Origin of the sequence: Arthrobacter gyeryongensis, from assembly GCF_039543785.1 — a bacterium.
GTDB lineage: Bacteria > Actinomycetota > Actinomycetes > Actinomycetales > Micrococcaceae > Arthrobacter > Arthrobacter gyeryongensis.
This window is the reverse complement of record NZ_BAABKK010000014.1, coordinates 24,391-50,881: the sequence shown is the minus strand read 5'-3', so window position 1 is coordinate 50,881 and position 26,491 is coordinate 24,391. Positions and strand designations below refer to the sequence as shown.

Here is a 26,491-nt window from a genome sequence, read left to right as displayed (position 1 = left end):
CCCGACGGCGACCCCCGGCGCTGCTGGCCCCTCGCCGTCGTCGTCCGCAAGGGCCGCGATGAGTCCCACACCAAGCCCCGCCGGCCCCGGGCGCCTCCGGAACCCCTTCGTTCCCGACTTCACGCTGCCGCCTATCCAAGGCGGACTGGCGCCCGTGATCACCAAAATCCCCACCAAGCATCCCGTGGTGTTCCTGACGATCGACGACGGACTGGTCAAGTCCCCGGAAAGCGTCCGGCTCCTCGCGGAGAACGGCTACCCGGCCACACTGTTCCTCACGAGCAACACGGTCCGCGACAACCCTGCATTCTTCAAGGCGTTCATGGCGCAGGGGAGCCTTGTTGAAAACCATACGGTCAGCCACAACGTCAACATGACCACGCAATGGGGCTACCAGCGTCAGCTTGACGACATCGCAGGCATGCAGGATTTCGCCCTCCAGCAGTACGGCCGCAAGCCCACCCTGTTCAGGCCACCTGGTGGTGCCTACTCAACCGCCATGCGCCAAGCCGTTGCCGCCGCCGGCTTGAAGGCGATCGTTACGTGGGAGGCCAAGGCCAATGCCGGGCGCATGGACTACCAGTACGGCAATTCCCTCCGACCCGGCGACATCGTGCTGATGCACTTCCGCCCCGAATTCGCGGCGGACTTCGAGGCATTCCGCTCGGCGCAAGTGGCTGCCGGACTGGAAGTGGTACTCCTCGAGGACTTCCTGGACGTTGCGTGAGGCGGTCGGTCCGCTAGTCGTCGCACTCCGCTAGTCTCGCTACATGGACGCTGCCACACTCCGCCAGATCTGCCTTGCCTTCCCCGGGACCTATGAAGACTTCCCGTTTGGCCCGGAAACCTCGGTCTTCAAAGTCCGGTCCGCTGTGTCCGGCGGATCCAAGCAGGAAGGCAAGATGTTTGCCGCATCTGCGATGGATGACCAGAACTTGGCAGTAAGCCTCAAATGCGATCCCGCCTTGGCTATGCAACTTCGCTCGGCCCATCCGGAAATCACCGGCGCCTGGCACATGAACAAGACGCACTGGAATGGCGTGCGCCTGGACGGCGCCCTCCCCGACTCGATGGTCCGGGACATGGTGGAGGATTCTTATGACCTGGTGGTTTCCTCGTTGAACCGCAAGCAGCAGGAGCAGCTGGGCTGGGCCCGGCTCGCCAAGGACTGACACGCGGACCCTGTCTGCGGCTTCGGCTAGATTGTGAGTGGACCGCACCTTCCATCGCCTCGAAGCAATCAGGAGGAGCCAGATGCTGGAACAAAAGACCCTCGATGAGCTGTGGAATTTTGAGGACCCCGCGTTGTCGGAAGCCCGCTTCCGCGAAGCCATGACGGATCCCGCCTACGATGCCTTTGAGCGGGCCGAGCTCGCCACCCAATTGGGCCGGGCGATCGGCCTGCAAGGCCGCTTCGAGGAAGCGGACGCTCTCTTGGACGGGATTAACGCCGAAGAGGAGCCCACTATTGCGGTGCGGATCCTCCTGGAGCGTGGCCGCCTGCTCAACTCCGCCGGCCATCCTGCCATGGCCGTTCCGCTCTTCGAACAGGCCGCCGAGATGGGCGACCTCTTGGGTGAAGATTTCCTCGCCGTGGACGCGCTTCATATGCTGGCCATCGCGGACTCCGGCCACCAGGAATCATGGACGCGCAGCGCGCTTGAGTATGCCTCCGCCGTCGACGATTCCCGCACCAAACGGTGGATGGTTTCCCTGCACAACAACCTCGGTTGGGCGATGTACGACGACGGTCGCCGCACCGAGGCGATGGTGGAATTCCAGCTCGCTGAGCAGTGGGCCGAGCGGGTAGGAACCGAGCAACAGCAGCAATGGGCGCGCGAGGCTATCGCTCAGTGCGCAAAATCCCTGAATTTACGGGGTTAAAACACCCAAATGACCCCTTCGGGCGGCAGGATCTTCAGATCACATTTTGACAAAAGTTGATCGAAACTGCCCTCAAATATTGCTTTTCAATCACTCGTGGTGAAGTATGTCACACGAAGGGCGCGTCGCAGCGGCGGTGCCCGGACCGATCGACTGCCGGCCAAGACGCCGTCAGGGTTCGGTACAACGAGTCTCTGGAGGGTTTTAGGATGAACGTTCAGCAGCAGTCCCTTGCACGCCGCGGTTTCCTTCGCGGCGCGCTGGCCGCGGCCGTGCTTGTGCCGTTGGCCGGTTCGATGGCCTCTTGCGCCGGGGGTGGCGGCGGAGGAACCACAGGTCCAACGGGGACCGTTTCGGATACCAATCCGTTCGGCATGGCAGACAAGTCCACCGTTGACGCCGTGATCTTCAAGGGCGGGTATGGAATCGACTACGTTGACTTCGCGGGCAAGGGCTTCGAAAGCGCACATTCAGGTTCCACCGCCAAGATTTCCCCATCCACGGACATCGCGCAGGAACTCCAGCCGCGATTCGTCGGAGGCAACCCGCCTGACCTGATCGACAACTCCGGTGCCAAGGCCATCGGGTTCAGCACCATCCTGGCCCAGCTCGAAGACCTCACCAGCGTAGTCAACGCAAAGAACCTCGAGGGCAAGGTCATCAAGGACACCCTCTACGGCGGAGTCCTCGCTCCGGGTACCTTCGAAGGCAAGCTGGCGGCCTTGAACTACGTCCTGACCGTCTACGCAATGTGGTACTCCGACGCCCTGCTCAAGGACAACGGCTGGTCCGTTCCCAAGACTTGGGATGAGATGTACGCACTCGGCGAGCAGGCCAAGGCCAAGGGCAAATACCTGTTCGTGTGGGGCAAGGAAGCCGCCACGTACTACCAGGAAATGGCGATCGCTTCCGCCATCAAGGAAGGCGGACACGATGTCCGCCTCGGATTGGAAAACCTCAAGGCAGATTGCTGGTCCCACCCTGCACTCCAGAGCGTCTTTACCGCCCTGAACAAGATCGTCAAGGCAGGCCACTTCAAGCCCGGCGGTTCAGGCACCCAGTTCACGGCAGCACAGGCACAGTGGAGCAACGCCCAGGAAGCAGTGTTCTACCCGTCCGGTTCGTGGATCGAAAACGAAATGAAGGACCAGACCAAGGCCGGCTTCAAGATGACCGGTGCGCCCGTCCCATCGGTGACCACCAGCCCGAAACTGCCATACGCGTCACTGCACAGCGCAGCGGGCGAGCCCTTCGTGGTTCCTTCACAGGGCAAGAACGTGCCGGGCGGCAAGGAATTGCTCCGCATCATGCTGTCCAAGGACGCTGCCACCAACTTCGCCAAGACCAAGCTGGCGCCCACCATCGTCAAGGACACCGTTCCCTCCGATGGCTTCGGCTCCACGGCACTCGTCTCCCAGACCAAGCTGCTCAGCGACGCAGGCGACAATATCTACACCTGGAACTTCATTGACCTTTACGGCACCAACAAGGACCAGCTGGTTGTGTGGAACACGTTCCTCGATGGAAAGTCCGACGTCGCCACGCTGACATCGGACCTGCAGAAGATCACCGACAAGGTCCGTAACGACAGCTCGGTCAAGAAGATTGAAGTGAAGTGACTTTAGTGAAAGCAAAAACACTCCGGGTCGACGGCGGCGCGTCCGCCGCTGTCGTTCCGGATACCGCACCACCCGTCTACAAGAGACGGCGCAAGCCCTTGACTTTCGACAAGGTCAGTTTCTTCGTGGTCTTCCTGGGCCTGCCCCTGGCGATCTACCTTCTGTTTGTGATTTGGCCTTTCATCCAGGCGTTCGGCTACTCCCTGACGGACTGGAGCGGTTTTTCACCTGACCAGAACTTCATCGGACTTGAGAATTACCGGAAGCTCTTCACAGATGACATCTTCATGAAGGCCATGGGGAACAACATCCTGTTGGTCATCTGCCTGCCTATCATCACCATCATCCTCAGCCTCGTGCTGGCAACGTTGGTGACCGTCGGCGGCAGCAGTAAGGGCCAGATCAAGGGCCTGCGCAATTCCAGCTTCTACCGGGTTGTCTCTTTCTTCCCCTACACGATTCCGGCGATTGCCATCGGCATCATGTGGGGCCAGATCTACGATCCCTCGGGTGGCCTCCTGAACGGCATCCTCACGTCCCTCGGCATGGACCAGTTCAAGTCCTACGCTTGGCTTGGGGATAAGAACACGGCCATGATCGCCACGATGTTCGTGATCGTGTGGGGCTTCATCGGCTTCTACATGGTGCTTTTCGTGGCGGGCATTAAAGGTATCCCTGCCGAGCTGTTTGAGGCGGCCCGGATTGACGGGGCGGGGCGTTTCCGCACTGCCGTGTCGATCACCATCCCGCTGATCCGGGACAACATCCAGACGGCCTACATCTACATGGGCATTTTGGCGCTGGACGCCTTCGTCTATATGGCAGCCCTGAACTCCGGCGGTGGCCCGGACAACTCCACCCTGGTGATGTCCCAGCAGCTCTTCTTCACCGCCTTCACCAAGGGCCAGTTCGGACTGGCCAGCGCCATGGGCGTTGTGTTGGCCGTAGCCACCCTGATCTTCTCCGGCCTCGTGTTCCTGGTCAACAGGCTCACTGGTGGCGACAAGGATGTGTCCCTCTGATGACTACCAAAATTGCCAGCCAGGAAATGAAGTCGCTGCACTTCAACTCGCGCAAACCGGCCACGACTCCCGGAGACAAGGTGGTGGGTGCCGTTTCTCATACGGCCCTGACCATCTGGTCGCTCATCGTGATCCTGCCCTTGTTGTGGACTTTCATGTCCTCCTTCAAGACCTCCAGCGAGATCTTCGCTTCGCCGTTCGCCTTGCCCTCCCAATGGCGCTTCGACAACTACGTCAAGGCCTGGACCGAGGCGGGCATCGGAAGCTACTTCCTCAACTCCGTGATCGTGGTGGGATCAGCCTTGGTGATCGTCATGGTCCTCGGAGCCATGTGCGCCTATGTCCTGGCGCGCTATGTCTTCTTCGGAAGCAAAGCGATCTACTACCTCATGCTGGCCGGGCTCACGTTCCCGATCTTCCTCGCCATGGTGCCCTTGTTCTTCGTCATGAAGAAGATCGGCCTCCTGAACACCCTGCCGGGCTTGACCTTGGTGTACGTCGGCTTCGCGCTGCCGTTCACGGTCTTCTTCCTGTTTTCCTTCTTCAAGTCGCTCCCTCACGAAATCACGGAAGCGGCTGCCTTGGATGGGGCCGGCGAGTGGCGGACGTTCTTCCAGGTCATGTTGCCGATGGCCAAGCCGGGACTCGCCTCGGTTGCCATCTTCAACTTCCTGGGCTTGTGGAACCAGTTCCTGATTCCGGTGGCCATCAACGCGGCAGGGCCCCGCGTGCTATCCCAAGGGCTGGCCGCTTTTGCCGGCCAAATGGGTTATGCGGTGGACTTCGGGGCCTTGTTCGCAGCCGTCACCGTCACCGTCGTTCCCGTGCTGATCGTCTATGTCATTTTCCAGCGCCAGCTTCAGGGTTCGGTGTCGCAAGGCACGTCCAAGTAGCACAGCCAAGCTAAAAAAGCGCCCGACGGCGGTTCCCACCATTGGTGAGGGCCGCCGTCGGGCGTTTCTGCCGGCTGCGCCGTGCCAACCGGCGGGACCCGGCGTCAGAGCCGCTGGTAACGGGAGCGGAACAAAGAATAGATACCGTAGGCCATGAGTCCGAGGCTGACGAACCCCAGCACCCATCCCCCAAAGGGTTGTTTCAGGAAGGCCTTGAGCGCCGAGTCGAGGCCGCCTTGTTGGGAGGGGTCGTGCGCCGCTGTGGCGATCAGGATGAGCAAGCCGACGGCGCCGAGGGCCACCCCTTTGGCGCAATAGCCCACCACGCCAAGCACCGTAAACGCATCTCCCAAGGCCCCGGACGGTTTTCCCCTCAGGTTCTTTTCGTACTTTCGTGTGATCCCCAAGAAGACGTATGTGCCGGCGGCTGCCAGCAGCGCCACCCCGATGATCACCAGGAGGACGGTGCCGGGAGTGCTGGACATGAGGTCTGCGCTGGTCGAACGCGATTTGTCGCTGCTGCTGCTTGGTCGGCTGAGCGCGAAGCTGCCGAAGGTCACCGCGGCCACAGCGAAGACGATCGCCTGCCCGGCCGCCTTGAGCCGATTCATCCAGCGCTTGGAGCTGTCGCGCCCGCTCCACCCCATCACGGCGTCGCTCGCCATGTAGAGCGCGAGGACACCGCAGGCCACAAGTCCCGCCCACAAAAGAACGACGCCGCCGGGCGTGGCGGCCAGCTGGCCGACCGCACCGCTTTGGTCGGCTTGGCCGGATGAGCCCAGCGCGATCCCCAGGGCGATGAGACCGATCAGGAGGTGTATCAGCCCTAAGGCGACGAAGCCGGCCCGTGCCACCACCCTGACGGTGCGTGAATCCTTGGCGTCGTCTACGGCGTCTCCCACCGAATCGGCGCCCCGGGATACCGCATTGCCGGCTTTGTTCGTATGATCGTCCGCGCCCATGGAGCTCCTTTGGTCTGCCCTTATCTTGCCACCGTGGGCTCCGAAGCGGGAGGGCGCGCGGACTACTGGATACGATGGGCGCATGTGGATCGCGTGGATCGAGTTCGACATCCTCCTGGGCGAGGTGCACAGCCTCAAGGAGAAGCGTTCCCTTGTGCGTCCGCTGATCGCCGAGTTGAAGCGGCGTTTCGAAGTCTCTGCCGCCGAGACCGGGCACTTGGACCAGCATCGCCGCGTGCTCATCGGCGCAGGCGCAGTGGCAGCAGACCGGGCGCATCTCGTGGAGGTGCTCGACGCCGTCGAACGCTTCGTTGCAGCACGCCCGGAACTGGAGCTCCTGAGCGCCCGACGCCGGGACCTCCACAGCGAAGACTGAAAACACAACGCGGGGTCACTTACGGCCCATCCCGGGGGGATTCTTGGGCCGTAAGTGACCCCGCGTTGGGGGTTGCCAGGCGCTAGCCGAAGTACTTCGGCAGGGTGGCCTCGTGGGCTTCGCTGAGGGCGTCCAAGGAGAGCTCGTCCACGCCGTTGATCTCCAGCTTGCCGCCGGCAGCGTCGACGACGCCGATCCGGAGGTGGGCGAAGCCGCGGGCAGTGCACATGTCCTTGAAGCGGATTTCCTCGGAGCGCGGAACGGACACGATGGCCCGGCCCTGAGACTCGGAGAACAATGCGGTGAACAAGTCCACGCCGTCGCGCTCCACGAGTTCGTCCAGCGCAATCCGGGCGCCCACGCCGTAGCGAAGTGCGGACTCCACAAGCGCAGCGGCAAGGCCGCCCTCGGAGAGGTCGTGCGCGGCGTCGATCATGCCGTCGCGCGAAGCGTTGATGAGGATCTCGCCGAGCTGGCGCTCGATGGACAGGTCAACCTTCGGGGGCAAGCCACCGAGGTGTCCGCGCAGGTTGGACCATTCCGAACCGTCCAGCTCTGCAGCCGTGGTGCCCAGCAGGTAGATGGCCTGGCCATCTTCCTTCCAGCCGGAAGGCGTGCGGCGCGCGACGTCGTCGAGCTTGCCCAGCACCGCAACCACGGGGGAGGGGTGGATCGGCACGGTACCGGTCTGGTTGTACAGCGAGACGTTGCCACCGGTGACCGGGACGCCCAGCTCCATGCACGCATCGGACAGGCCGCGAATGGACTCGGCCAGCTGCCACATGACGTCCGGGTCCTCGGGGGAACCGAAGTTCAGGCAGTCGCTGACGGCCATCGGGACGGCGCCGGAGGTGGCGACGTTCCGGTAGGCCTCGGCCAGTGCCAACTGTGCGCCGTGGTACGGATCGAGGTAGGTGTAGCGGCCATTGGCGTCGGTGGCCAGGGCCACGCCAAGGCCGGTTTCCTCGTCCACCCGGACCACGCCGGCGTCGTCCGGGAACGCCATGGCGGTGTTGCCGCCGACGTAGCGGTCGTACTGCTTGGTGATCCAAGCCTTGCTGCACATGTTCGGCGAAGCAATGAGCTCGGTGATGGCAGCGGCCAGTTCCCCGGAAGTGGCGGGGCGGCCCGCGTCCTGCACGGAGCCCGTGAAGGTATCGGCCTGGACGGAATCCTGCCATGAGGGGCGGGCAAACGGGCGGTCGTAGACCGGACCGTCGTGGGCAACGGTGCGCGGGTCGACGTCGACAATGACCTCGCCTTCCCACGTGATGATGAGGCGACCGGTGTCGGTCACTTCGCCCAGCCAGGAGTACTCCACGGCCCATTTGTCCATGACCGCTTCGAAAGCGGCGATGTTCTCAGGGGTGACAACCGCCATCATGCGTTCCTGCGACTCGGACATCAGGATTTCGCCCGGGGTCAGGGTGGGATCGCGGAGCAGCACGGAAGTCAGCTCAACCTGCATGCCGCCGTCGCCGTTGGAAGCGAGCTCGGACGTGGCGCAGGAGATGCCCGCGGCGCCAAGGTCCTGGATACCCTCAACCAGCGAACCCTTGAACAGCTCCAGGCAGCACTCGATGAGCACCTTTTCGGCGAAGGGGTCGCCTACCTGGACCGCGGGGCGCTTGGATGGCTTGGTGTCGTCGAAGGACTCCGAGGCCAGCACCGAGGCGCCGCCAATGCCGTCGCCGCCGGTGCGCGCACCGAAAAGGACTACCTTGTTGCCCTTGCCGGAGGCGTTGGCCAGGCGGATGTCCTCGTGGCGCATGACGCCGACTGCCAGCGCGTTGACCAGCGGGTTGCCCTGGTACACGGAGTCGAACACCATTTCGCCGCCGATGTTCGGCAATCCAAGCGAGTTGCCGTAGCCACCGATGCCGGCAACGGCACCGTGCATGACGCGGGCCGTGTCCGGGTGGTCGATGGCGCCGAAACGCAGCGGGTCCATCACGGCTACCGGGCGGGCGCCCATCGAGATGATGTCGCGGACAATGCCGCCGATACCGGTCGCGGCACCCTGGTAGGGCTCCACGAACGACGGCGAGTTGTGGGACTCGATCTTGAACGTCACGGCCCAGCCATCGCCCAAGTTGGTGACGCCGGCGTTTTCGCCGATGCCCACGAGCATGTCCTTCTTCATCTCCTCGGTCACCTTTTCGCCGAACTGACGCAGGTGGTTCTTCGAGGACTTGTAGGAGCAGTGCTCGCTCCACATGACGGAGTACATGGCGAGCTCGGCGCCGGTAGGCCGGCGGCCCAGGACCTTCACGACCTCGTCGAACTCGTTCTGCTTCAATCCGAGTTCGGCCCAGGGGAGCTCGGTGTCCGGCGTTTTTGCCGCGTTCTCCACCGTGTCGATGTTGAACTTCTTGCCGACGGTTTCAGCTGAGGTAGTCACTGTGCGCCTCCCACGATCTTGTTCAGGACGGAGGTGAAGAAGCCCAAGCCATCCGTGCCGGCGTTGGACTCAGGACCGAATCCGGGCTCCACTGCGTGCTCCGGGTGGGGCATGAGGCCCACCACATTGCCTGCGGCGTTGCTGATGCCGGCGATGTCGCGGCGTGAACCGTTCGGGTTCCAGCCGACATAGCGGAACACGACGCGGCCCTCGGCCTCAAGGGCGTCCAGGGTCTTGTCGTCAGCGATGTACTGGCCATCCTGGTTCTTCAGCGGAACCGTGATTTCCTCGCCTGCCTCGTAGTCCGAGGTCCACACGGTCTTGTTGTTCTCCACGCGCAGCACCTGGTCGCGGCACAAGAACTTCAAGTGGTCATTCTTGATCATGGAGCCCGGGAGCAGGTGCGACTCGGTCAGGATCTGGAAGCCGTTGCAAATACCCAACACGGGCAGCTTGGCGTCGCTGTTGGCAGCATCGATGATGCGGGACATCAGCGGAGCGAAGCGCGAAATGGCGCCGGCGCGCAGGTAGTCGCCGTAGGAGAAACCGCCCGGGATGACGACGGCGTCCACGTCGGCAAGGTGGGTGTCCGCATGCCAGAGCGCGACGGCGGTGCCGCCTGCGAGGCGGACCGCACGGGCGGCGTCGCGGTCGTCAAGGGTGCCGGGGAAGGTGACGACGCCGATTTTGGCCCCGGCGAGTTCTCGAGCACTAGCGGCGTCGACGGCCACGGGGGCTCCGCCGATCAAAGGAAGTTCAGTCATGTCAGGCCTCGACGACCTCGACGTTGACGACGTCTTCGATCACGGGGTTGGACAGCAGGGTCTCGGCGGCCTCACGGGCCTGGGCGAGGATGGCGTCGGTCACCTCGCCGTCGACGGTCAGTTCGAAGCGCTTGCCCTGGCGGACTGCGCTAAAGCTGGTGAAGCCGAGGCGGGGCAGTGCGCCCACGATGGCCTTCCCCTGAGGGTCCAGAATCTCGGGCTTGGGCATGACGTCGACGACGATCCGGGGCATCCGGTAACTCCTGTGCGTGAGCGTTGGTTAAACCTTGGTTAAAGGCTGCCGCGGAGTGGTGCCGTCTCACGCCGGAACTGCCTCTAAACAGCGTTCAGCAACAGTGTTTACCGGCAGGGTCTTACGGAATAAGGGGGGCGCTCCGCGAGCTTGCATGCCCATTCTACCGGCCACATCGCTACATACCCTATTTGCGGGAGATCGGTGAAGAGGTGGCTACCAAGCAAAAGGTACGCGCCAATTCGCGTCGGCGCCCCGCCGCCGTCGGGGGTTTTCAATGAACGACGGCGGCTCCGGGCAATGAGCGACGGCGGCTCTGGGCACTGCCCGATCGCGGCGCTAGCTCGAGGTGGTTTGCGTCACTAGGATTGCGGCATGGCCGAAAACGCTAAGTCGATGGTTTTGCCCGTGGTCCTTGCCGCTGTTTTCGCCGGCCTGGGGAGGGTGGTTTTCCAAAGGATCATGGCGGACCGGGCCGCCCGGGAAAACCGCATTTCCGCCCCGCCTGATGCTTCGACAAGGGCAAAAATCAGCGACGCGTTGCGAGGGATCCATTCTTAGCGTGGCCCGGGCAGCTGACACCGTCTGGAGCGCAATAGGGTACGCGCAAATGCGCTAATCCTCCGGGTTAAAGGCGCGTATTCGGGAGTAGCTTGGAATTACTGTCCAGGAAATTCCCCGTCCAACAGGAGGAGCAATGACCGAACACGTCGCCGAAGTGTCCGCGTGCAGCGTTGGCAGCTGCGGATTCAACCATCATGGCTGCACCGCTTACGGGATTACGATCGGCGGAACCGCGGATCATGCTTCCTGCGCCACCTTCATTGACACCGCGCTCATGGGAGGACTCCCCAAAGTACTGGCGCATGTCGGTGCCTGCCAGCGCTCGGAATGCACCCACAACAACAACCTCATGTGTGAGGCCCACGATGTCCGGATCGGCCCCGGCGCCGAAGCGGCTGATTGCTTGACGTACCAGCACGCCTGAGGCTCCTTTCAGGCCGCCTTCGTGATCAATATCTGAATATCCGCACAGCGGGCACGTCCCCTTCCGACGGGGGCGTGCCCGTTGCTGCGTGCGGATGTATTCTGATGCCGAATGACATGACAAAAAACGTGAAATGTGTCCTATGTCATATTCAGCTATCACTCTGTACTCTATGAGTCGACTGGGCTTTAGCTGATTACAAGAACTGTCAATCGGTGCCAGTCCTCAGTTGATTGATCTTGACATGACCGCCACGATCGCCCGGAAAGGTGCAATCACTCGTGAATTCACAAGGAAAGAGCTTCATTAGAAGCGGGGGGCTTCGAAAAGCTGCGGCGTTGGCCGTCGGACTACCGGTTCTGCTCTCCTCGGTGGCATTGACACCCGCTCATGCTTCGCCCGCTTCCGGCTCAACGGTCTTCGGATCAACGGTTGCGGGGGTTGCCCGGAATGTCGACCCCAAGTCTTATCAGGATGGCCGCTACGTAGTGGTGCTGGCAGAGAAGCCAGCGGCCACTTACGACGGCGGAACGCCCGGCTATGTGCCCACCAAGCCGCAATCCGGCAAGAAGCTTGACGTCGGCAGGGCCGAAGTGAAGCAGTACCAGGCCCACTTGCAGCAGAAGCAGCAGGACGTGGCCAAGCAGCAGAGCGTGAGCATCAATCGCGACTACACCACAGCCATCAACGGCTTCAGCGCCACCCTTTCCGCGAACCAGGCCGTCAATCTCGCGAAGAACCCCGATGTTCTCCTCGTTGCCCCGGACACGCAGTCCGCTCCTGACTACTCCACCACCGATTTCCTCAACCTCAGCGGACCGAACGGCGTGTGGAACACCCAGTTCGGCGGCCAGGACCAAGCCGGCAAGGGTACTGTGGTGGGCGTCATCGACACCGGCTACACGCCCACAAGCAAGTTCTTCGCCGGCGATCCCGTCCAACCGCTGGTCGGGGACCCCCAGGTGGGCGTCCCGTACCGCACGAGTGACGGCAAGATCGCCATGCTGAAGGCCAACGGAGATACCTTCGTAGGCGAGTGCCAGAAGGGTACCGACACTGGGGCTGCGTTTGACGGCACTGCCTGCAATTCCAAAGTCCTCGCCGCCCACTACTTCGCGGATGCCTTCCTCCAGACGGTTCCGCCAGCCCAACGGGCACCCCAGGAACAGATCTCGCCCATCGACGTCGTGAGTCACGGTACGCACACGGCGAGCACCGCGGCAGGCAACTCCGGTGTGGAAACGTTCGTGGACGGCCGCAGCTTCGGCAAGACAAGCGGAGTGGCACCAGCTGCCAAGCTCTCGATCTACAAGGTCTGCTGGGAAGACACCGACCCCAATACAGGCGGCTGCTACAGTTCCGCGGCGATCGCCGCCATTGACCAGGCTATTGCCGACGGCGTGGACGTCCTGAATTACTCCATTTCCGGCGCTACGGACACCACCACTGACCCGGTCTCGCTGGCGTTCCTCTCTGCTGCGTCGGCCGGCATCTTTGTGGCAGCGTCCGCCGGTAACTCTGGTCCGCAGGCCAGCACCGTCAACCACGGCGCACCCTGGATGACCACGGTTGCGGCTACTTCCTTCTCCCAGGAACTCCAAGGAACCGTCGAATTCTCCGACGGCACGAAGTTCCGCGGAGCGAGCATCATGAACCACCAGGTGAGCGGGGCCGGCGTCGTGCTCTCCGCAAACGCCGCCTCAGGTGCCGGTAACGCAGCACTCTGTGCGCCCGGGTCCCTGAACCCGGCGAAAATCGCCGGCAAGGTAGTGGTGTGTGACCGTGGGGTGGTTGACCGCGTCGCCAAGAGCGCCGAGGTGCAACGCGGTGGCGGCGTGGGCATGATCCTCGTGAACCTCACCAACTCCTCGTTGGACACGGACAAGCACGCAGTACCCACCGTCCACGTCAATCCTCCGGCTTCGCAAGCCATCAAGGACAAGGTTGCGGCCAACCCGGGACTTACGGTTTCCCTGGTTGACCACGACACCACCGGTCTTCCGCTCGAGGCCCAGCCGCAAATCGCCGGATTCTCCTCCCGCGGCCCGCTCCTCGCCACCGATTCGGATCTCCTCAAGCCGGACGTCTCGGCTCCCGGCGTTGCTGTGCTGGCGGGTGTTTCGCCGATCGGCAGCAAGGGTGATGAGTACGGATTCATGTCCGGTACCTCCATGGCGTCCCCGCACGTTGCAGGTTTCGGAGCCTTGATCCTGGCGAAGAATCCCGATTGGTCACCGGCGATGGTCAAATCGGCCATGATGACGACGGCGAGTGACGTCAAGCTCGCCGATGGAAGCAAGAACCAGGACGTCTTCGCTACCGGTGCAGGAGAGATGAACCCTGCCAGTGTGCTGGAACCGGGCCTGGTCTACGATGCCGGAACCGAGGACTACCTGAAGTTCATCCAGGGCACCGGCGTCGATCTCGGCAAGCCGGGACTTGGCTCGACACTGCCGCGCGACATGAACCTTCCGTCGTTCGCCCTGGGTAACCTGGCGGGCAAGATCGAGGTCACCCGCACCGTCACCGCGCTGACCCCGGGACAATACCGGGCGACAGCCAACGTCCCCGGCGTTGACGTCAACGTCACCCCGTCCGTGCTGAACTTCAACGAAGTCGGCCAGAAGAGGACCTTCACGGTGACGTTCGAAAACAAGAGCGCGCCACTGGGCACTTTCGCGATGGGATCGTTGAAGTGGGAAGGCGCCAACAAGTCGGTGGTCTCTCCGATTGCGGTCCGTCCGCAGTCGGTGGTGGCCTCCAAGAGCGTCGCCTTCACGTCCCAGCAGGCAAGCGGATCGGCGGACATCAACATCGTCTCCGGCTCCGACTCACCCACGGCTGTGACCATTGACGGCCTCTCCAAGGCTGATTCCTCCGCCGCGGAGCTTGTTCCCGGTCCCGTGGCTGTGGCGAACAATGCCTCGAACTTCCTCAAGACCGCCACGGTTCCCCCCGGAACGGCGTTCGCGAAGTTCTCGGTGATTTCCTCCGATCCCACGGCGGATTTCGATCTGTATGTTCTGTCGCCGTCGGGCCAGTTGTTCACGGCAGCGACTGCGAGTGCCAGTGAGTCGCTCTCGCTCGACAACCCGCAGCCTGGGACATACACCATCATCGCGAACCTGTTTGCCAGCCCGAACAACCGGCCCACCAAGGCCAGTGTTGATGCCGCGATCCTGGGCGCAAACCAAGGCAACGCCGCGGTCACGCCCAACCCGATCACGATGAAGAACGGCAAATCCGGGAAGCTCACCTTTGCGTGGAACAACCTGACGCCGGGTTCCTACATCGGCCGACTCACTTTTGCCGGCACCAGCTCGCCGACGTTTGTGTCCGTCCTGGTCTCGGCAAACGGCAGCGTGTCCGTGGTGCCGAACGATGACCAGGAAGGCGGGCACGGGAAGGCCAAACTGCAGAATGACGGGGAAGACCAGTCAAACAACGCGCCGTAGCGCGGCAGTGATGGTCTGACAGAAATGCAAGGCAGCGGCCGGCGGGATATCCCGCCGGCCGCTTTCTCGTCATCCCCCCCGGACGCCAGCTCACTTATATGGCCTTTTCACCGGACGCTCGCTCACCTTTGGGCCCAAACGACGGAACCCTCTTGCAGATGATGTGAGCGAGCGTCGGGTGGGGGACGGTTGTTTGTGAGCGAGCGTCGGGTGGGGGACGGTTGTTTGTGAGCGGGCGTTGGACTAGATGTTTCCCGTGGATCCTGCCACGCCGCCGAGGAGGGCGGCCATGGTGCGCCAACGGGCGATCTCACAGCCGTCCGTCCGGCTGAAGCGGCTGCTCACTTCGCGCCCGCGGAACCTGCCCGTAACCGTTGCCACCTGCGGACCGCCGTATTGCTGGGTACAAATACGGTCCGGCCGGGGAACGGGAAAGAAGATCTCTTCGCCGAATTGCTCGACGGCGGCAAGCGCCGCGCGGGGGTCCGGGAGGGTCGAGCCTTCGGAGACTTCGCCGCCCGAGCCGAGCAGGACGAACTCGTAGTCCACAGCGCCTGGCGCCTCCGTCAGCGTGATGGTGAGCTCGACGTCGTACTTTCCTGTGCTTGAAGTCATCGCTGTCCTTCGTGGGCCGGTGTTTGTCTCAGGAGTTCCAGAAGCGGCTGCACCTCCTCGAGGACCCGCGCACGGAGCGCTTGGGCCTCGGCGGCGAATGCCCGCTGATACTCAACGTACTCGGCCTTGCCTTGCGGTGTCTCGATCCTGATGGCCGGGTATCCCCACTCTTCAAGATCGTAGGGCGAGGCCTGCATGTCCATGGCCCGGATCCGCCAGGACAGTTCGAAACAGTCCATCACCAACTCGCTCGGCAGGGCCGGCGTCAGTTTGTACGCCCATTTGTAGAGGTCCATGTTGGCGTGCAGGCAGCCGGGTTGTTCCATGGTGCGTTGGTTGTCCCGCGTGGGGGTGAGCTCATTGAGCGGAATGGCGTCCGGAGTGTAGAAGCGGAAGGCGTCGAAGTGCGAGCAGCGGATCCGGTTGTCTTCCACCACGGTGTCTGTGCCTTCGGAGCCGAGGCGCAGCTTGAGGTACTCGTGGCGGAGATCGAACTTGTCCTGGCGGTAGACCATGGCCCACTCGTGCAGCCCGAAGCAACCAAACTGGGCGGGCCGCGCGACGGTTCCGGAGAGGATGATGCCGGCGAAGCGGATGGCCTCGGTGCGGTCGGCCGCGAACTTGCGGCGATCGAAGGTGGCCGCAACGGTACGGGCGGGCAGACCCGCGGCCGCCAGCGCGCCGTCGTCGAGCGCTCGGTAATACTTCCACCCGGCCCGCTCCGCCGCTTGGGGGCCGGAGAGCACGACGCCGTCGCCCGGGTGCCAGCGCAGCAGCTGGCCGGGCTTCTGGGTGTAGTAGGTGAAGAGGAAGTCTTCGACGGGATGCTTCTGGCCTGCGGAGCGGCGGGCCAAGTATGGCTTGGCGTAGCGTTCGACGCGGGCGTGGTGGGCGGCCTCCAGCGCGAGCCATTTCTCTTGCGGGAGGTGCGTGTATTTAAGCTCCGGCACCGCTTGAACCAATGATGTCGGCGACGGCGGCCCAGGCGGAAATTTCGCAGCCGTCCGTGAGCTTGTAGGAGGACTCGACGCCAACGCCATCAACGGCCCCGGTGACTATTGCAGTCTGGGGTCCGCCGTAACGCTGCTCGCAGACCTGGTCGCTGGAGCGCGGCGTTCGCGTGAGGAGGGCGGGGTTCTTTTTCAGGGCGGCGCACGCAGCGGCTGCGGTGGGGTGGTGGCTCTCCGCGGAGGGGACACCGCCGGTGCAGACGAGCGTGTAGCTTTCCGGTGCTGCCGTGGGGGAGAGCTTGACGATGATCGAAAGCTCGGCATCTCCGCGGCCGGGTGAGCTGGGCGCGGTGGGGGAGAACGAAGGGGTCGGTTTGCCGCTGGGAGACGCCGTTTCGTCAGGCAAAAGTCCGGTAGGGCTGCTCGACGGCGAGGACGACGCGCTGCTGCCAGGCGCCGGGCTGCTGGGCGAACCGCCCCCGGAGCCGGGCGTGCAGGCGGCGAGCCCGGCGACGGCGAGGACAGCCAGAACGTACCGGACTATTCGCAAACGCATGGGGATCTCCTTGATTCCTGCCAGTTTATCGCCCGGCGGCCGCCCCCGGGAGTTGGGTGGCCGCGATGAGCCCGGTCATTGCCCGGTGCAGTTCCGCTACTTCGGCCCGCGTGAGGTGGAGTCGCTCCATGATGGTTCCCGGCACAGCCGTTGCCTGCTGCCTGAGGGCGGCGCCGGCTTCGGTCAGGGTGATGGCGAGGGCCCGTTCGTTTCCATGGATGCGGTTGCGAGTAACGAATCCTGCTTCTTCGAGCCGGCGCAGGATGGGTGAAAGGGTGGCTGGCTCGTGCAGGAGTGCTTCGCTGATGTCCTTGAGCGTGCGCGGGCTGCGTTCCCAGAGGGCGAGCATCACGAGGTACTGGGGATGGGTCAATCCCATCTTTTCAAGCACCGGCTTGTAGACGCCCACCACGCTCCGCGACGCCACGGTCAGGGCGAAGCACAATTGACGCTCCAGCAACAAATCGTCTTCCGGCGGGGCGGTGGTTTCAGGGGCAAGGGGTGTGCTTGCGGCAGCCATGGTTTGCTCCGTTCCGTGTCGGCGACCGATCCGTACCGGTCAATAGTTAGTGCACTAATTGTTAGTGTACTCTTAAACCACAACATCCTTTTGAGAGAGGGTAGACCAGGTGGCCAAAGAGACCATGACCCAGAGATTCATGCGAGCAACCGGCAAGCTGCGGATCATTTTCGGTCCGGCGCACAGCAGTTCCCTGGATCATGAAATGACCGAGGAGAACAAGCTCCTCCTCGCGCGGCGCCAGGCCGAAGCGCAGCAATGGGAGACGATCCAAAGGCCGGATGGCAGCACCTACGTGGTCCCCAAGAACCCGGACGACAAATCCCTTCGATAGTCCCCACCGGCTCCCGGCCTCGCACCGATCGACGCCGACCCGGGCCTTTTGCGGGTTCCGGGCGTAAAATTGGCCTCACTGGAACCACTCAGCTCCAACCGTACGGCTGGACCTCGCAGCGGGGAAGGAGGTGGGAATTGTGGGACATGCACTCGATAGTTTCATGAGGGTAACCGATCGGCTTCGCTTCTGGTTCGGCCCGGCAACCCGGGGCGACATTGATGCGCCCGTAGTCCACAAGCATGACGACTTCGAGACGGCGTCGGAAGAAGACCTGGGGCATTTCGTCGTTGAAACGGACGACCAGGGCCACCACTACGGAGTCCGCAAGGAAAGCGCCTGAAGCCGCTTGCGGGACCAAAAGCCGCAGGAACGCAAAAGAACCGGAGCCAAAGCTCCGGTTCTTTTGCGTTAGGCACTTCAGATTCATACGGCGGTGCCTGGCTGTGCGCTCCCGACGGCGGGTGCCCGACCGCGGGTGCCCGACGGCGGGTGCCCGGCGGCGGGTTCCCGGCGGCGGTGTCTGACTAGCGGCCGGTGCCGCCATAGACGGTTGCCTCGGCGTCGCCGTCGAGATCGAACGCCTTGTGGATGGCGCGCACGGCGTCATCCAGCAGATCGGCGTGCGTGACCACGGAGATGCGGATCTCCGAGGTGGAAATCATGTTGATGTTGATCCCGGCGTCGGAGAGTGCCTTGAAGAAGGTGGCGGAGACGCCCGGGTGCGAACGCATCCCGGCACCGATCAGCGAAAGCTTGCCGACGTTCTCGTTGTATTCGATGCTTTCGAAGCCGATTTCAGGCTGCGCCGCACGGAGGGCAGTGAGGGCATCGGCGCCTTCCACGATGGGCAGGGTGAATGAGATGTCCGTGCGGCCGGTACCGTGCGTGGACACGTTCTGGACGATCATGTCGATGTTCGAGTGCGCCTTGGCGATGACCTGGAAAATTGCGGCGGCCTTGCCCGGGATGTCCGGGACGCCGACCACAGTGACCTTGGCTTCTGAACGGTCGTGTGCAACACCGGAGATGATTGGCTGCTCCAAGGCAACTCCCTCTTGAATCTTGATCTTGTCGTCGGCGCTGGGCAGGACCCAAGTGCCTTCGTTCTGGCTGAATGAGGACCGGACGTGCAGGGGCACGCCGAATCGGCGGGCGTATTCCACGCAACGCAAGTGCAGGATCTTGGCGCCGGAAGCTGCCAGTTCCAGCATTTCCTCGCTCGAGATACGGTCGATCTTCGTTGCGGTGGAGACCACACGGGGGTCGGCCGTGTAGATGCCGTCGACGTCCGTGTAGATTTCGCAGACGTCCGCTTCGAGCGCGGCGGCGAGGGCCACCGCAGTGGTATCGGATCCGCCGCGGCCAAGGGTAGTGATCTCCCTTGTGCTCCGGGTCATGCCCTGGAAGCCGGCCACGATGGCGACGTGCCCTTTGTCCAATGCGGTACGGATGCGGTGGGGGTCGACGTCGATGATGCGGGCCTTGCCGTGGATGCCGTCCGTGATCATGCCGGCCTGCGAGCCGGTGAATGACTGCGCTGAGGCGCCGAACTTGTTGATGGCCATCGCGAGCAGGGCCATGGAGATCCGCTCGCCTGCGGAGAGGAGCATGTCCATCTCACGAGCGGGAGCAGAATCGGTGACTTGGGCGGCGAGATCCAGGAGTTCGTCCGTGGTGTCTCCCATGGCGGAAACCACCACGACAACCTCGTTGCCGGCCTTTTGTGCGTCAACCACGCGACGGGCAACACGCTTGATGCCTTCCGCATCGGACACCGAGGAGCCGCCGAACTTCTGCACGATCAGCTGCTTGGTCTTGGCAGTCTGCGCGGTCAGGTCTTCGGTTTTCACATCGGTAGTGGGCAAACTCATGCGCGCACCCTCACTGCTCAATTGGGGATCATACGTTGCGTGGCCAGGTAGCGGCACGGCTACGTGGCTTATGTGGCCAGTTTATCGCCGGGCGCGGCGGGCGGGGGAATTGTGACCAAATCTCGGCCCTTGGGTGCGTGCCGGGCAGTTTCAGCTTGGCGTACGATCAAGAAATACGCAGCCTGCGGGCATGTGGGCTCACGGGAATTGAAGCGTACTTGTTCTGTTTGGGGGAAACAGGTGAGTAGAGCATGTCCATAGCTGAAAGTTCAAGCGTCCCGGTGAGCGGCGCCCTCGGAGTATCCGCGGAAGGCGTCTCACGCCGCTTCGGTACGGTCCACGCCGTCGAGCACATCGACTTCCATGCCCCGCCAGGGAAGGTCACGGCGCTCATCGGTCCTAACGGCGCAGGCAAAACGACGCTCCTTCTCATGCTTGCCTCGCTTCTGCGGCCCGACTCCGGGACCATCAGGATCAACGGCCTGGATCCCCTGCACGACAGCGCCGCCGCGCGGCTTCGGATCGGCTGGATGCCGGACACCCTGGGGGTGTGGGAGTCCTTGACCGCACGCGAAATCCTGGTCCAGATGGCGCGCTTCTACCGTCTGCCCACGTCCGGTATCGCCCAGCGTGTTGCCGGGTTGCTCGAACTTGTCCGGCTGGACACCCTTGCCGACCAGCCGGCCCGGGTGCTCTCCAGAGGCCAGCAACAACGGCTCAGCCTGGCCAGGGCTCTCATCCACGACCCCTCCGTGCTTCTGCTCGACGAGCCGGCGTCCGGCCTCGACCCGGGATCCCGCGTGGAGCTCCGAAACCTGCTGCGCCGCCTGGCCGGGGAAGGGAAAGCCGTGGTGGTTTCCTCCCACGTCCTCAGTGAACTCGATGAAATCGCGGACGGAGCGGTGTTCGTCAGCCAGGGCCGCACCGTGAAACAGCAGACCCTCGAGGAGGCCGCCCTGCAGGGCCGGCGCTACGCCATCACAGCCCTCGACAACGCGGCCCTCATAGCAAAGCTCAGCGAACTGGGGCTGGAACACCGCGTGGAGGCGGGCCGCCGCCCGTCGGTCACCTTGCTGCTGACGCACGACGACGGCGCTGCCGCCCTCTTGGCCGAACTCGTCCGGTCCGGCATCGGCGTAGTTTCCTTCGCCCCGGCAGCCGGTGCCCTCGAAGAGACGTACATGAACCTGGATACGGAGAGGCAATGAGCAACGTGAATGACACCGTGCCGGGCCCTGCGGGACCGCGGGGAGCTACGGGCGGCGGGAACGCCGTCGTCGGCTATCTTGGCGGGATCCGCGACGTCGTGGTCCTTGAGATGAAGCAGCGGTTGCGTTCCCGCGGTTGGTACATCATGTTGGGCATCTGGTTCTTTGTGATCGCGGTGGTGACGTGGCTGACCTGGCTCGCATGGAACGCAAGCATGGAAACGCGGCGTTCCACCATGCCGCCGTCGGCACTGGCGCAGCAGGATGGGGCCGGGTCCATGATCTTCGAGGTCGTCCTGGCTTTCGTGCTCCTGTTTGCCCTGCTCGTGGCGCCCGCGCTGTCCGCCAATGCCATCAACGGAGACCGGGGCGGAGGCACACTTGCCATCCTGCAGATCACCTTGCTGACTCCGGGCCAGATTCTCTGGGGCAAGTTCTGCGCGGGATGGCTCGCGGCACTCGCCTTCCTCGCGACGAGTGCCCCGTTCCTTGTCTTCGGAATGTTCCAAGGCGGGCTGACCCCGGGGCACGTCGTGGTTTCCTTGCTGATGCTGGCGGTGGAACTGGCCGTTGTCTGCGGGATCGGAGTGGGGATTTCCGCGCTTGCGGGGCGGCCCTTGTTCTCGATCGTGGTGACCTACTTAGTAGTCGCCGCATTGGTGGTCGGATCGTTGATTTCCTTCGGACTGGGAACGCAACTGGCGCAGGGCACCGTATTGGCCAACTCTCCCGTTGGCCGTGGCGTCTTGTATGCGCCCGTGCAGCCGAATCAGCAGGGACAACCGCTTGAACCGGCGCAACCGGCCTACACCTGCGAGGGTCCCTTGGTTGAGCACCCGGCCGCCCGGACCGAACGCGTGGCGTGGATGCTCGCGTTGAACCCCTACGTGGTGGTGGCCGACGCCATTCCGTATCCGGACCGGAGCGGATCGGTGTTCTACTCGGTCGGCATGATCGAAGGCATCAGCCAGAGTGCCAGGTCCGCGCTCGCCGGACCGGACCACTCCTACCTATGCGCAAACGGCGTGCCGCAGCCGCAGTACCTCAAGCAGACGACGCCCTTGTGGCCACTGGGACTCGGCCTGCAACTGGTCCTGACGGGGCTGCTCATGTGGCTCGGCTGGCGTTCGCTGCGGACGCCCGCAGGCCGGTTGGCCAGCGGGACGCGGATCGCGTAAGCCGGGCGGGCCGCCTAAAGGTCCGCAGCGGCGTCGGGGGCGTTCCTACATGAGGGCGTTGCGGCGACCCTCGAAGGCCCTTCCCAGGGTGACTTCGTCCGCGTACTCCAGGTCCCCGCCCACCGGGAGGCCGGAGGCAAGCCTCGTGACGGTGATGCCGATCGACTTCAACATGCGGGCCAGGTAGGTGGCCGTCGCTTCGCCTTCAAGGTTCGGGTCGGTTGCGATGATGATTTCCTGGATGGCGCCGTCGTTGAGCCGGGTCAGAAGCTCGCGGATACGGAGTTGCTCGGGCCCGATTCCGGCGATCGGATTGATGGCGCCGCCGAGGACGTGGTACCGGCCGCGGAAGGACCGCGTGCGTTCCACAGCCAGGACATCCTTGGATTCTTCGACCACGCAGATCACGGAGGGGTCGCGGCGCGGATCGCGGCAGATGTTGCAAAGCTCCTGCTCGGTGACATTGCCGCAGACCGTGCAGAACTTCACGCGTTCCTTGACTGTGGTGATGGCCGCGACCAGCCGCTTCATGTCCTCGGGATCGGCCTCAAGGATGTGGAAGGCCAGGCGCTGCGCCGATTTCGGCCCCACGCCGGGGAGCCGGCCGAGCTCGTCGATCAGCTCTTGTACTGCGCCTTCGTACACAATGTCCTCGTTCGTTTGGGGTGGACGCCTTTGCTGTTCGGCGGGCGTCGCGGTTTGGTGGCACCTTTTTCGGGCGCCGGCGGGCTCTTAGACAGGGTTCCTTGAGGTTCCCCGCCGAACACCATGCGGGCCCCCGCAGGGTGTTGGGACGGCGTCTCGTTGTTAGCGGCGCATGCTGTCCAGCGACCGTTCTTCCAGTAGCTTTCCGCCCAGAATACGCTCGACGGCAGCGCGTCCAAAGACTCCCGACTCCTCGATGGTTTCATCGTCGGCACTCGGAATGTCCTCCACCACGCTGCCAGGGGCGACGGTAGCCCGTGCCGGTGCTTTCTCACGGCCGGCCATGGCTTCCGGGCTGTTCGAAAGCCGTTGGTAGAGGCTCTGCTTCCCGGTTCCCGAAGGCACCGGCACTGTTGCGGGGGTTGATCCTTGGGCAGGCGCGGGTTCGGGCGCCGGCGCCGGGGCAGACGGAGTGGGAGCGGCTTGTGCGAGTGCTACGACCGAAGGCGCGGGTTCGGCCGCCGGTGCGGTGGCTGGTGCCGGCACTGGAGCCTGCGGCTGGTTTGGAATCTGCGCGGCCGCAGGTTCATAGACGGGGCTGGGTGTCGCCGGGGCGGATGAATTGGCCTGACCGTCAGAACCGGCAGAGATGCCCGAAGCTGCGGAGCCAACGTTGGACTCGGTGCCGACCACCCACGATCCTGGCGCGTGCTCGACAGCCCTGGACCATGGATCTTCCGGGGCCTTGGACTTCTTCTCAGAAGATGCTTGGGTGGGGCGCTTGCTCGTGGGGGCAGAGGTGGCGGGGACTGAGCTGTTCTGCGCCGAATCAGCGCGGGGCGAACCGGCTGGCGATGGTGCGGCTACCGGGGCTGCCGTACTGGCCGACGAACGGGCGGCGAGGCCGGCCGTGGGCACGGCGGCGAAGCCCGGAGGAGCTGCCGGCTCCCAATCCATGGGCGGTTCTTCGTCAAGCGGGGGAGCGTCTTCGTCCCGCGGGGGACCCCAATCATCGTCCGAGTACGAGTAGTCCGCGGCCGGGTCTGTCGGTGCCGTTGGGGACGCCGCAGCTGCTGAGGCGGACGATGCCGGGGCAGCTGCCGAAGCGGAAGCCTGCGCAGGGGAAACGGTTTGGGTCGGAGCGGCCTCGGGGGCTGGTGCCGCGACGGCCTTTTCTGCTTCCGGGACGGCAGGGCTTTGTGCCGCAGGGGCAAGTCCCCATGCGCTGTCCACGGCGGATGACACAACGGGAGAGGCGCCACCCCCTACCGGGGGCGTCGGGTCAGCCGGTGCTTTTGGGTTTGGTTCAGAGCTACCTGAGCTGTTGCCGCCGACTATCGAAGTGATCTGGCAGTCGATGCCGATCGTCTTGTGGATTGCCTGGCGAAGGTTCTCGGCATGGTCTGCCCGGCTGAAAGCGCTCGCAAGGCCGTCAGTGCTGAATGCCAAAGTCAGAAGTTGGCCGTCGAACTGCGCCACCTGTGCGTTCGCTCCGACCAGAGCCCAGCTGCTGCGCTTGATCTTGGTCAGCGTCTGGAGGATCTCGGGCCAAGCCCGCCGGATCACCTCGACATCGGCGCCCGCGGTGGCGGGCCGGGAGGGCTGTGCGGGCGCTGGCGGTTGTGCGGGGGCTGACGCCTGGGCCTGGGCAGGCTCGGGCGTTTGGCGTGGCGCGGCCGTTTGAGCTGGTGCGGCCGAGGACCGGGTCCGGTCCTGATCTGCCGCTGGTTGAGCGGATGGCACCTGGGCAACTGGGCGCCCCGCGGGAGCTTGAGCAGGAAGCTGACCAGGAGCTTGGGCAGCTTGTTCGTGCGCCGGACGGCTGGCCTCTTGCCTGGATTCATCCACGGGCCAGTCAGTAGTGGAGACCCGTGGCGGTGTCAGTTGTTCCCTGGACGGTTCGCCGGAGGCAGGCGAACGGCCGGGCGCCGGAGCCTCAGCGACCTCGGCTGGTAAGGGCGCCGGCGGCACGGGCGCTGGTGAGCCGGGCGCTGGTGAGGCGGGAGCGGGACTGGCGGCCGCCGTCGGGCGCTCCACTGCGTGATCCGCCGGGCGGGCGAGCGGCGCGGCGGAAGGGGAAGGAACCGCAATGCCTTCGGACGCTGTCTGGGCTTCCGCGGGAGGAAGTGCCCCGCCGTAGTTGAGGCGGCGTTCGACGCGGTCGATCCGGGCGGCGATGCCACGTTCGGTCTGCTCGGAACTGGGCAGCAGGATGCGGGCGCAGAGCAGTTCGAGATGCAGCCGGGGCGAGGTGGCGCCGGTCATCTCAGTTAGTGCGGTGTTAGTGACATCGGCGGCACGGGAGAGCTCGGCGGCACCGAGGTTGTTGGCCTGGCTCCGCATGCGGGCGATCTGGTCCGCCGGCATGCCGCGAAGGATGGCTTGGGCGCTTTCCGGCATGGCTTGGACAATGATGAGGTCGCGGAACCGCTCCAGCAGGTCCTCGACGAAGCGGCGGGGATCGTGTCCGGTTTGGATGACACGGTCCACGGCGCGGAAGACGGTGGCGGAATCGGACGCGGCGATTGCCTCGACGACGTCGTCGAGCAGGGAAGCGTGGGTGTATCCAAGCAGCGCGACGGCGAGCTCGTAGTCCAGGCCGTTGGGTCCGGCGCCAGCCATGAGCTGGTCCAGTACGGAGAGGGAATCGCGCACCGACCCGCCGCCGGCCCGGATGACGAGGGAGAGCACGCCGGGAGCTACGGGCACGTTCTCCTGTTGGCAGAGAAGCTCGAGGTACTGCATCAGGGGCTCGGGCGGCACCAGCCGGAAGGGGTAGTGGTGCGTACGTGAGCGGATGGTGCCGATGACCTTGTCCGGCTCCGTGGTGGCGAAGATGAATTTGATGTGTTCCGGCGGCTCTTCGACGATCTTCAGCAGCGCGTTGAAGCCCGCGGAGGTGACCATGTGGGCTTCGTCAATGATGAAGATCTTGTAGCGGTCCCGCACAGGGGCGAAGGTGGCGCGTTCGCGGAGATCCCGGGCGTCGTCCACACCACCGTGGCTGGCGGCGTCGATCTCGATGACGTCGAGGGATCCGGAGCCTCCGCGGGCCAGCTCAACGCAGCTGTTGCATTTGCCGCAAGGAGTGTCTGTAGGGCCTTCGGCGCAATTGAGGCAGCGGGCGAGGATGCGGGCGGACGTGGTTTTTCCGCAGCCGCGCGGGCCGGAGAAGAGGTAGGCGTGGTTGACCCGGTTTTTGCGCAGGGCCGTCATGAGCGGCTCGGTGACGTGTTCCTGCCCGATAACGTCCGCGAAAGAATCGGGGCGATATCTGCGGTAAAGAGCAGTAGTAACAGTCACAGGGGAAACCTACCTATAGGGACTGACATTTAAATAAGAGACCCCTCATGCACCCGCCAGAGCCCATCTACCCTTGCTACCTTCCGGTCCTGGGGGAGTTCAACAGGATGACGCCACATGAGGGGCCGTCGACAAGCTTACCCGAAGTTTTCGAGCCCTCCGAATTCGCGCACATGTCCCCTGTGAGAGCCAGAAAATGGACATGTCCAGTGGGTTAGCGCCAGCCGTTCACGGGCCACGTCATGAACGCGGGCTCCTCGTACGGGTGGGCCGATCGCAGGGCTTGCACTACGGCGTCGAGCATGTCCGCTTCAACTACGCACTCGACCCGGATTTCCGGCACTGCTTCGCCTTGCCCCACGGCTCCGATGAACGGCTGTGCTCCGGGCATTGGAGTGAAGCGTCCAGTGCCAGGAGTGGTGAAGGAGCAATGCGAATAGTCCCCGATTCTGCCGGCCCCGGCATCGCCGATCGCGGCCAGCAAGGACTCGTTATGGGATACGGGGACATAGACAACGAGGGCGTGTAGCTGGCTCATGGCACCATCCTCCCAGTGGCCGCTCAAAAACAGGTCAAAGGATGGTTTCTAATCTCCATTGCCAAACCGTTGAACGCAGCGGACTATGGGTATGTACACCGATTGGGGCAATCTCAAGATTGTGAGCTGCAGGGCCTGGTTTCAGGGGCTGGA

At 63.9% G+C, this 26,491-nt stretch carries 26 protein-coding genes and 1 other RNA gene; 14 read left to right on the top strand and 13 right to left on the bottom strand.

Annotated features, from left to right (window positions below; genetic code table 11):
• Window positions 1-58: 58 nt before the first annotated feature.
• The 6 genes from ABEA18_RS11495 to ABEA18_RS11470 all read left to right on the top strand — a co-directional run bounded on the left by ABEA18_RS11495 (window position 59) and on the right by ABEA18_RS11470 (window position 5,418).
• Window positions 59-727, top strand: a complete 669-nt coding sequence (locus tag ABEA18_RS11495) for a polysaccharide deacetylase family protein (RefSeq protein ID WP_345449546.1) — start codon at window positions 59-61, stop codon at window positions 725-727.
• A 43-nt stretch (window positions 728-770) separates the two neighbouring features.
• Complete coding sequence (locus ABEA18_RS11490) at window positions 771-1,172, top strand: MmcQ/YjbR family DNA-binding protein (RefSeq protein ID WP_345449545.1); 402 nt, start codon at window positions 771-773, stop codon at window positions 1,170-1,172.
• Between the two features lie 82 nt (window positions 1,173-1,254).
• A complete protein-coding gene (locus tag ABEA18_RS11485; protein ID WP_345449544.1) occupies window positions 1,255-1,884 on the top strand; it encodes a hypothetical protein in 630 nt (209 codons plus the stop codon).
• A 209-nt stretch (window positions 1,885-2,093) separates the two neighbouring features.
• Entirely contained in the window at window positions 2,094-3,503 is a 1,410-nt protein-coding gene (ngcE, locus tag ABEA18_RS11480) for an N-acetylglucosamine/diacetylchitobiose ABC transporter substrate-binding protein (protein WP_345449543.1), read from the top strand.
• Window positions 3,500-4,525 carry a carbohydrate ABC transporter permease gene (locus ABEA18_RS11475; protein WP_345449541.1) on the top strand — a complete coding sequence of 342 codons (1,026 nt, stop codon included), beginning with the start codon at window positions 3,500-3,502 and terminating at the stop codon, window positions 4,523-4,525. Before ngcE ends, ABEA18_RS11475 begins: the two co-directional genes overlap by 4 nt.
• A complete protein-coding gene (locus ABEA18_RS11470) occupies window positions 4,525-5,418 on the top strand; it encodes a carbohydrate ABC transporter permease (RefSeq protein ID WP_345449540.1) in 894 nt (297 codons plus the stop codon). The genes ABEA18_RS11475 and ABEA18_RS11470 overlap by 1 nt, the downstream gene beginning before the upstream one ends.
• Window positions 5,419-5,522: 104 nt before the next feature.
• Here the strand turns inward: ABEA18_RS11470 and ABEA18_RS11465 are convergent, their stop codons facing one another.
• A complete protein-coding gene (locus ABEA18_RS11465; protein WP_345449539.1) occupies window positions 5,523-6,380 on the bottom strand; it encodes a DUF1206 domain-containing protein in 858 nt (285 codons plus the stop codon).
• Window positions 6,381-6,462: 82 nt separating this feature from the next.
• Between ABEA18_RS11465 and ABEA18_RS11460 the strand changes: the two genes are divergently transcribed.
• Window positions 6,463-6,756, top strand: a complete 294-nt coding sequence (locus ABEA18_RS11460) for a DUF503 domain-containing protein (RefSeq protein ID WP_236814542.1) — start codon at window positions 6,463-6,465, stop codon at window positions 6,754-6,756.
• 82 nt (window positions 6,757-6,838) lie between these two features.
• Here ABEA18_RS11460 and purL read toward each other — a convergent pair whose 3' ends face one another.
• Genes purL through purS form a run of 3 tightly spaced genes read right to left on the bottom strand, consistent with a single transcriptional unit; the run spans window position 6,839 to window position 10,174 of the window.
• Window positions 6,839-9,157 (bottom strand): phosphoribosylformylglycinamidine synthase subunit PurL, encoded by a 2,319-nt coding sequence (gene purL / locus ABEA18_RS11455; RefSeq protein ID WP_345449538.1) that lies wholly within the window; start codon window positions 9,155-9,157, stop codon window positions 6,839-6,841.
• Window positions 9,154-9,921 carry a phosphoribosylformylglycinamidine synthase subunit PurQ gene (purQ, locus tag ABEA18_RS11450; RefSeq protein WP_345449537.1) on the bottom strand — a complete coding sequence of 256 codons (768 nt, stop codon included), beginning with the start codon at window positions 9,919-9,921 and terminating at the stop codon, window positions 9,154-9,156. The genes purL and purQ overlap by 4 nt, the downstream gene beginning before the upstream one ends.
• A gap of 1 nt (window position 9,922) precedes the next feature.
• On the bottom strand, window positions 9,923-10,174 hold the full coding sequence (gene purS, locus ABEA18_RS11445) for a phosphoribosylformylglycinamidine synthase subunit PurS (RefSeq protein ID WP_028265707.1): 252 nt from the start codon (window positions 10,172-10,174) through the stop codon (window positions 9,923-9,925).
• A gap of 375 nt (window positions 10,175-10,549) precedes the next feature.
• Here purS and ABEA18_RS11440 point away from each other — a divergent pair, with 375 nt between their 5' ends.
• The 3 genes from ABEA18_RS11440 to ABEA18_RS11430 all read left to right on the top strand — a co-directional run bounded on the left by ABEA18_RS11440 (window position 10,550) and on the right by ABEA18_RS11430 (window position 14,617).
• Window positions 10,550-10,735, top strand: a complete 186-nt coding sequence (locus ABEA18_RS11440; RefSeq protein ID WP_345449535.1) for a hypothetical protein — start codon at window positions 10,550-10,552, stop codon at window positions 10,733-10,735.
• A gap of 136 nt (window positions 10,736-10,871) precedes the next feature.
• Window positions 10,872-11,162, top strand: a complete 291-nt coding sequence (locus tag ABEA18_RS11435; RefSeq protein WP_345449533.1) for a DUF1540 domain-containing protein — start codon at window positions 10,872-10,874, stop codon at window positions 11,160-11,162.
• Window positions 11,163-11,500: 338 nt separating this feature from the next.
• On the top strand, window positions 11,501-14,617 hold the full coding sequence (locus ABEA18_RS11430) for a S8 family serine peptidase (protein ID WP_345449531.1): 3,117 nt from the start codon (window positions 11,501-11,503) through the stop codon (window positions 14,615-14,617).
• Between the two features lie 243 nt (window positions 14,618-14,860).
• Here ABEA18_RS11430 and ABEA18_RS11425 read toward each other — a convergent pair whose 3' ends face one another.
• The 4 genes from ABEA18_RS11425 to ABEA18_RS11410 are packed head-to-tail and all read right to left on the bottom strand — an operon-like array spanning window position 14,861 to window position 17,258.
• Window positions 14,861-15,232 carry a serine protease inhibitor gene (locus tag ABEA18_RS11425; RefSeq protein ID WP_345449530.1) on the bottom strand — a complete coding sequence of 124 codons (372 nt, stop codon included), beginning with the start codon at window positions 15,230-15,232 and terminating at the stop codon, window positions 14,861-14,863.
• The gene (locus ABEA18_RS11420; RefSeq protein ID WP_425550511.1) at window positions 15,229-16,272 is read right to left on the bottom strand and encodes a 3-methyladenine DNA glycosylase; all 1,044 of its coding nucleotides are present in this window, start codon (window positions 16,270-16,272) and stop codon (window positions 15,229-15,231) included. The genes ABEA18_RS11425 and ABEA18_RS11420 overlap by 4 nt, the downstream gene beginning before the upstream one ends.
• The gene (locus ABEA18_RS11415) at window positions 16,169-16,738 is read right to left on the bottom strand and encodes an SSI family serine proteinase inhibitor (RefSeq protein WP_345449527.1); all 570 of its coding nucleotides are present in this window, start codon (window positions 16,736-16,738) and stop codon (window positions 16,169-16,171) included. The genes ABEA18_RS11420 and ABEA18_RS11415 overlap by 104 nt, the downstream gene beginning before the upstream one ends.
• A 25-nt stretch (window positions 16,739-16,763) precedes the next feature.
• Window positions 16,764-17,258 (bottom strand): MarR family winged helix-turn-helix transcriptional regulator, encoded by a 495-nt coding sequence (locus tag ABEA18_RS11410; RefSeq protein ID WP_345449525.1) that lies wholly within the window; start codon window positions 17,256-17,258, stop codon window positions 16,764-16,766.
• A gap of 124 nt (window positions 17,259-17,382) precedes the next feature.
• Between ABEA18_RS11410 and ABEA18_RS11405 the strand changes: the two genes are divergently transcribed.
• Together ABEA18_RS11405 and ABEA18_RS11400 are read left to right on the top strand one after the other, a co-directional pair.
• Window positions 17,383-17,592 carry a hypothetical protein gene (locus tag ABEA18_RS11405; RefSeq protein ID WP_345449524.1) on the top strand — a complete coding sequence of 70 codons (210 nt, stop codon included), beginning with the start codon at window positions 17,383-17,385 and terminating at the stop codon, window positions 17,590-17,592.
• Window positions 17,593-17,755: 163 nt separating this feature from the next.
• Complete coding sequence (locus ABEA18_RS11400) at window positions 17,756-17,935, top strand: hypothetical protein (protein WP_284754587.1); 180 nt, start codon at window positions 17,756-17,758, stop codon at window positions 17,933-17,935.
• Window positions 17,936-18,119: 184 nt separating this feature from the next.
• Here the strand turns inward: ABEA18_RS11400 and ABEA18_RS11395 are convergent, their stop codons facing one another.
• Window positions 18,120-19,466 carry an aspartate kinase gene (locus ABEA18_RS11395; RefSeq protein WP_345449522.1) on the bottom strand — a complete coding sequence of 449 codons (1,347 nt, stop codon included), beginning with the start codon at window positions 19,464-19,466 and terminating at the stop codon, window positions 18,120-18,122.
• Between the two features lie 251 nt (window positions 19,467-19,717).
• On the opposite strand from ABEA18_RS11395, the gene ABEA18_RS11390 reads away from it, so the two are divergent.
• Both ABEA18_RS11390 and ABEA18_RS11385 read left to right on the top strand, forming a co-directional pair.
• Window positions 19,718-20,674 (top strand): ABC transporter ATP-binding protein, encoded by a 957-nt coding sequence (locus ABEA18_RS11390; protein ID WP_345449521.1) that lies wholly within the window; start codon window positions 19,718-19,720, stop codon window positions 20,672-20,674.
• Window positions 20,671-21,852, top strand: a complete 1,182-nt coding sequence (locus tag ABEA18_RS11385; RefSeq protein WP_345449519.1) for an ABC transporter permease — start codon at window positions 20,671-20,673, stop codon at window positions 21,850-21,852. Before ABEA18_RS11390 ends, ABEA18_RS11385 begins: the two co-directional genes overlap by 4 nt.
• Before the next feature lie 45 nt (window positions 21,853-21,897).
• Here ABEA18_RS11385 and recR read toward each other — a convergent pair whose 3' ends face one another.
• The 4 genes from recR to ABEA18_RS11365 all read right to left on the bottom strand — a co-directional run bounded on the left by recR (window position 21,898) and on the right by ABEA18_RS11365 (window position 26,338).
• The gene (recR, locus tag ABEA18_RS11380) at window positions 21,898-22,497 is read right to left on the bottom strand and encodes a recombination mediator RecR (protein ID WP_028265726.1); all 600 of its coding nucleotides are present in this window, start codon (window positions 22,495-22,497) and stop codon (window positions 21,898-21,900) included.
• 162 nt (window positions 22,498-22,659) lie between these two features.
• Window positions 22,660-25,800 (bottom strand): DNA polymerase III subunit gamma and tau, encoded by a 3,141-nt coding sequence (locus ABEA18_RS11375; RefSeq protein ID WP_345449518.1) that lies wholly within the window; start codon window positions 25,798-25,800, stop codon window positions 22,660-22,662.
• Window positions 25,801-25,833: 33 nt separating this feature from the next.
• Window positions 25,834-25,930, bottom strand: an RNA gene (gene ffs, locus ABEA18_RS11370) — signal recognition particle sRNA small type.
• A gap of 84 nt (window positions 25,931-26,014) precedes the next feature.
• Window positions 26,015-26,338, bottom strand: a complete 324-nt coding sequence (locus ABEA18_RS11365) for a YqfO family protein (RefSeq protein ID WP_345449517.1) — start codon at window positions 26,336-26,338, stop codon at window positions 26,015-26,017.
• Window positions 26,339-26,491: the final 153 nt, after the last annotated feature.

Coding starts and splice junctions, on each gene's coding strand:
- ABEA18_RS11485 (WP_345449544.1), top strand. CDS start 1,255: ATGCTGGAACAAAAGACCCTCGATGAGCTGTGGAATTTTGAGGACCCC.
- ABEA18_RS11395 (WP_345449522.1), bottom strand. CDS start 19,466: ATGAGTTTGCCCACTACCGATGTGAAAACCGAAGACCTGACCGCGCAG.
- ABEA18_RS11415 (WP_345449527.1), bottom strand. CDS start 16,738: ATGCGTTTGCGAATAGTCCGGTACGTTCTGGCTGTCCTCGCCGTCGCC.
- ABEA18_RS11440 (WP_345449535.1), top strand. CDS start 10,550: ATGGCCGAAAACGCTAAGTCGATGGTTTTGCCCGTGGTCCTTGCCGCT.
- purQ (WP_345449537.1), bottom strand. CDS start 9,921: ATGACTGAACTTCCTTTGATCGGCGGAGCCCCCGTGGCCGTCGACGCC.
- ABEA18_RS11420 (WP_425550511.1), bottom strand. CDS start 16,272: ATGGCGTTGGCGTCGAGTCCTCCTACAAGCTCACGGACGGCTGCGAAA.
- purS (WP_028265707.1), bottom strand. CDS start 10,174: ATGCCCCGGATCGTCGTCGACGTCATGCCCAAGCCCGAGATTCTGGAC.
- ABEA18_RS11435 (WP_345449533.1), top strand. CDS start 10,872: ATGACCGAACACGTCGCCGAAGTGTCCGCGTGCAGCGTTGGCAGCTGC.
- ABEA18_RS11390 (WP_345449521.1), top strand. CDS start 19,718: ATGTCCATAGCTGAAAGTTCAAGCGTCCCGGTGAGCGGCGCCCTCGGA.
- ABEA18_RS11425 (WP_345449530.1), bottom strand. CDS start 15,232: ATGACTTCAAGCACAGGAAAGTACGACGTCGAGCTCACCATCACGCTG.
- ABEA18_RS11405 (WP_345449524.1), top strand. CDS start 17,383: ATGACCCAGAGATTCATGCGAGCAACCGGCAAGCTGCGGATCATTTTC.
- ABEA18_RS11400 (WP_284754587.1), top strand. CDS start 17,756: ATGAGGGTAACCGATCGGCTTCGCTTCTGGTTCGGCCCGGCAACCCGG.
- ABEA18_RS11470 (WP_345449540.1), top strand. CDS start 4,525: ATGACTACCAAAATTGCCAGCCAGGAAATGAAGTCGCTGCACTTCAAC.
- ABEA18_RS11490 (WP_345449545.1), top strand. CDS start 771: ATGGACGCTGCCACACTCCGCCAGATCTGCCTTGCCTTCCCCGGGACC.
- ABEA18_RS11495 (WP_345449546.1), top strand. CDS start 59: ATGAGTCCCACACCAAGCCCCGCCGGCCCCGGGCGCCTCCGGAACCCC.
- ABEA18_RS11410 (WP_345449525.1), bottom strand. CDS start 17,258: ATGGCTGCCGCAAGCACACCCCTTGCCCCTGAAACCACCGCCCCGCCG.
- ABEA18_RS11465 (WP_345449539.1), bottom strand. CDS start 6,380: ATGGGCGCGGACGATCATACGAACAAAGCCGGCAATGCGGTATCCCGG.
- ngcE (WP_345449543.1), top strand. CDS start 2,094: ATGAACGTTCAGCAGCAGTCCCTTGCACGCCGCGGTTTCCTTCGCGGC.
- ABEA18_RS11365 (WP_345449517.1), bottom strand. CDS start 26,338: ATGAGCCAGCTACACGCCCTCGTTGTCTATGTCCCCGTATCCCATAAC.
- ABEA18_RS11385 (WP_345449519.1), top strand. CDS start 20,671: ATGAGCAACGTGAATGACACCGTGCCGGGCCCTGCGGGACCGCGGGGA.
- ABEA18_RS11460 (WP_236814542.1), top strand. CDS start 6,463: ATGTGGATCGCGTGGATCGAGTTCGACATCCTCCTGGGCGAGGTGCAC.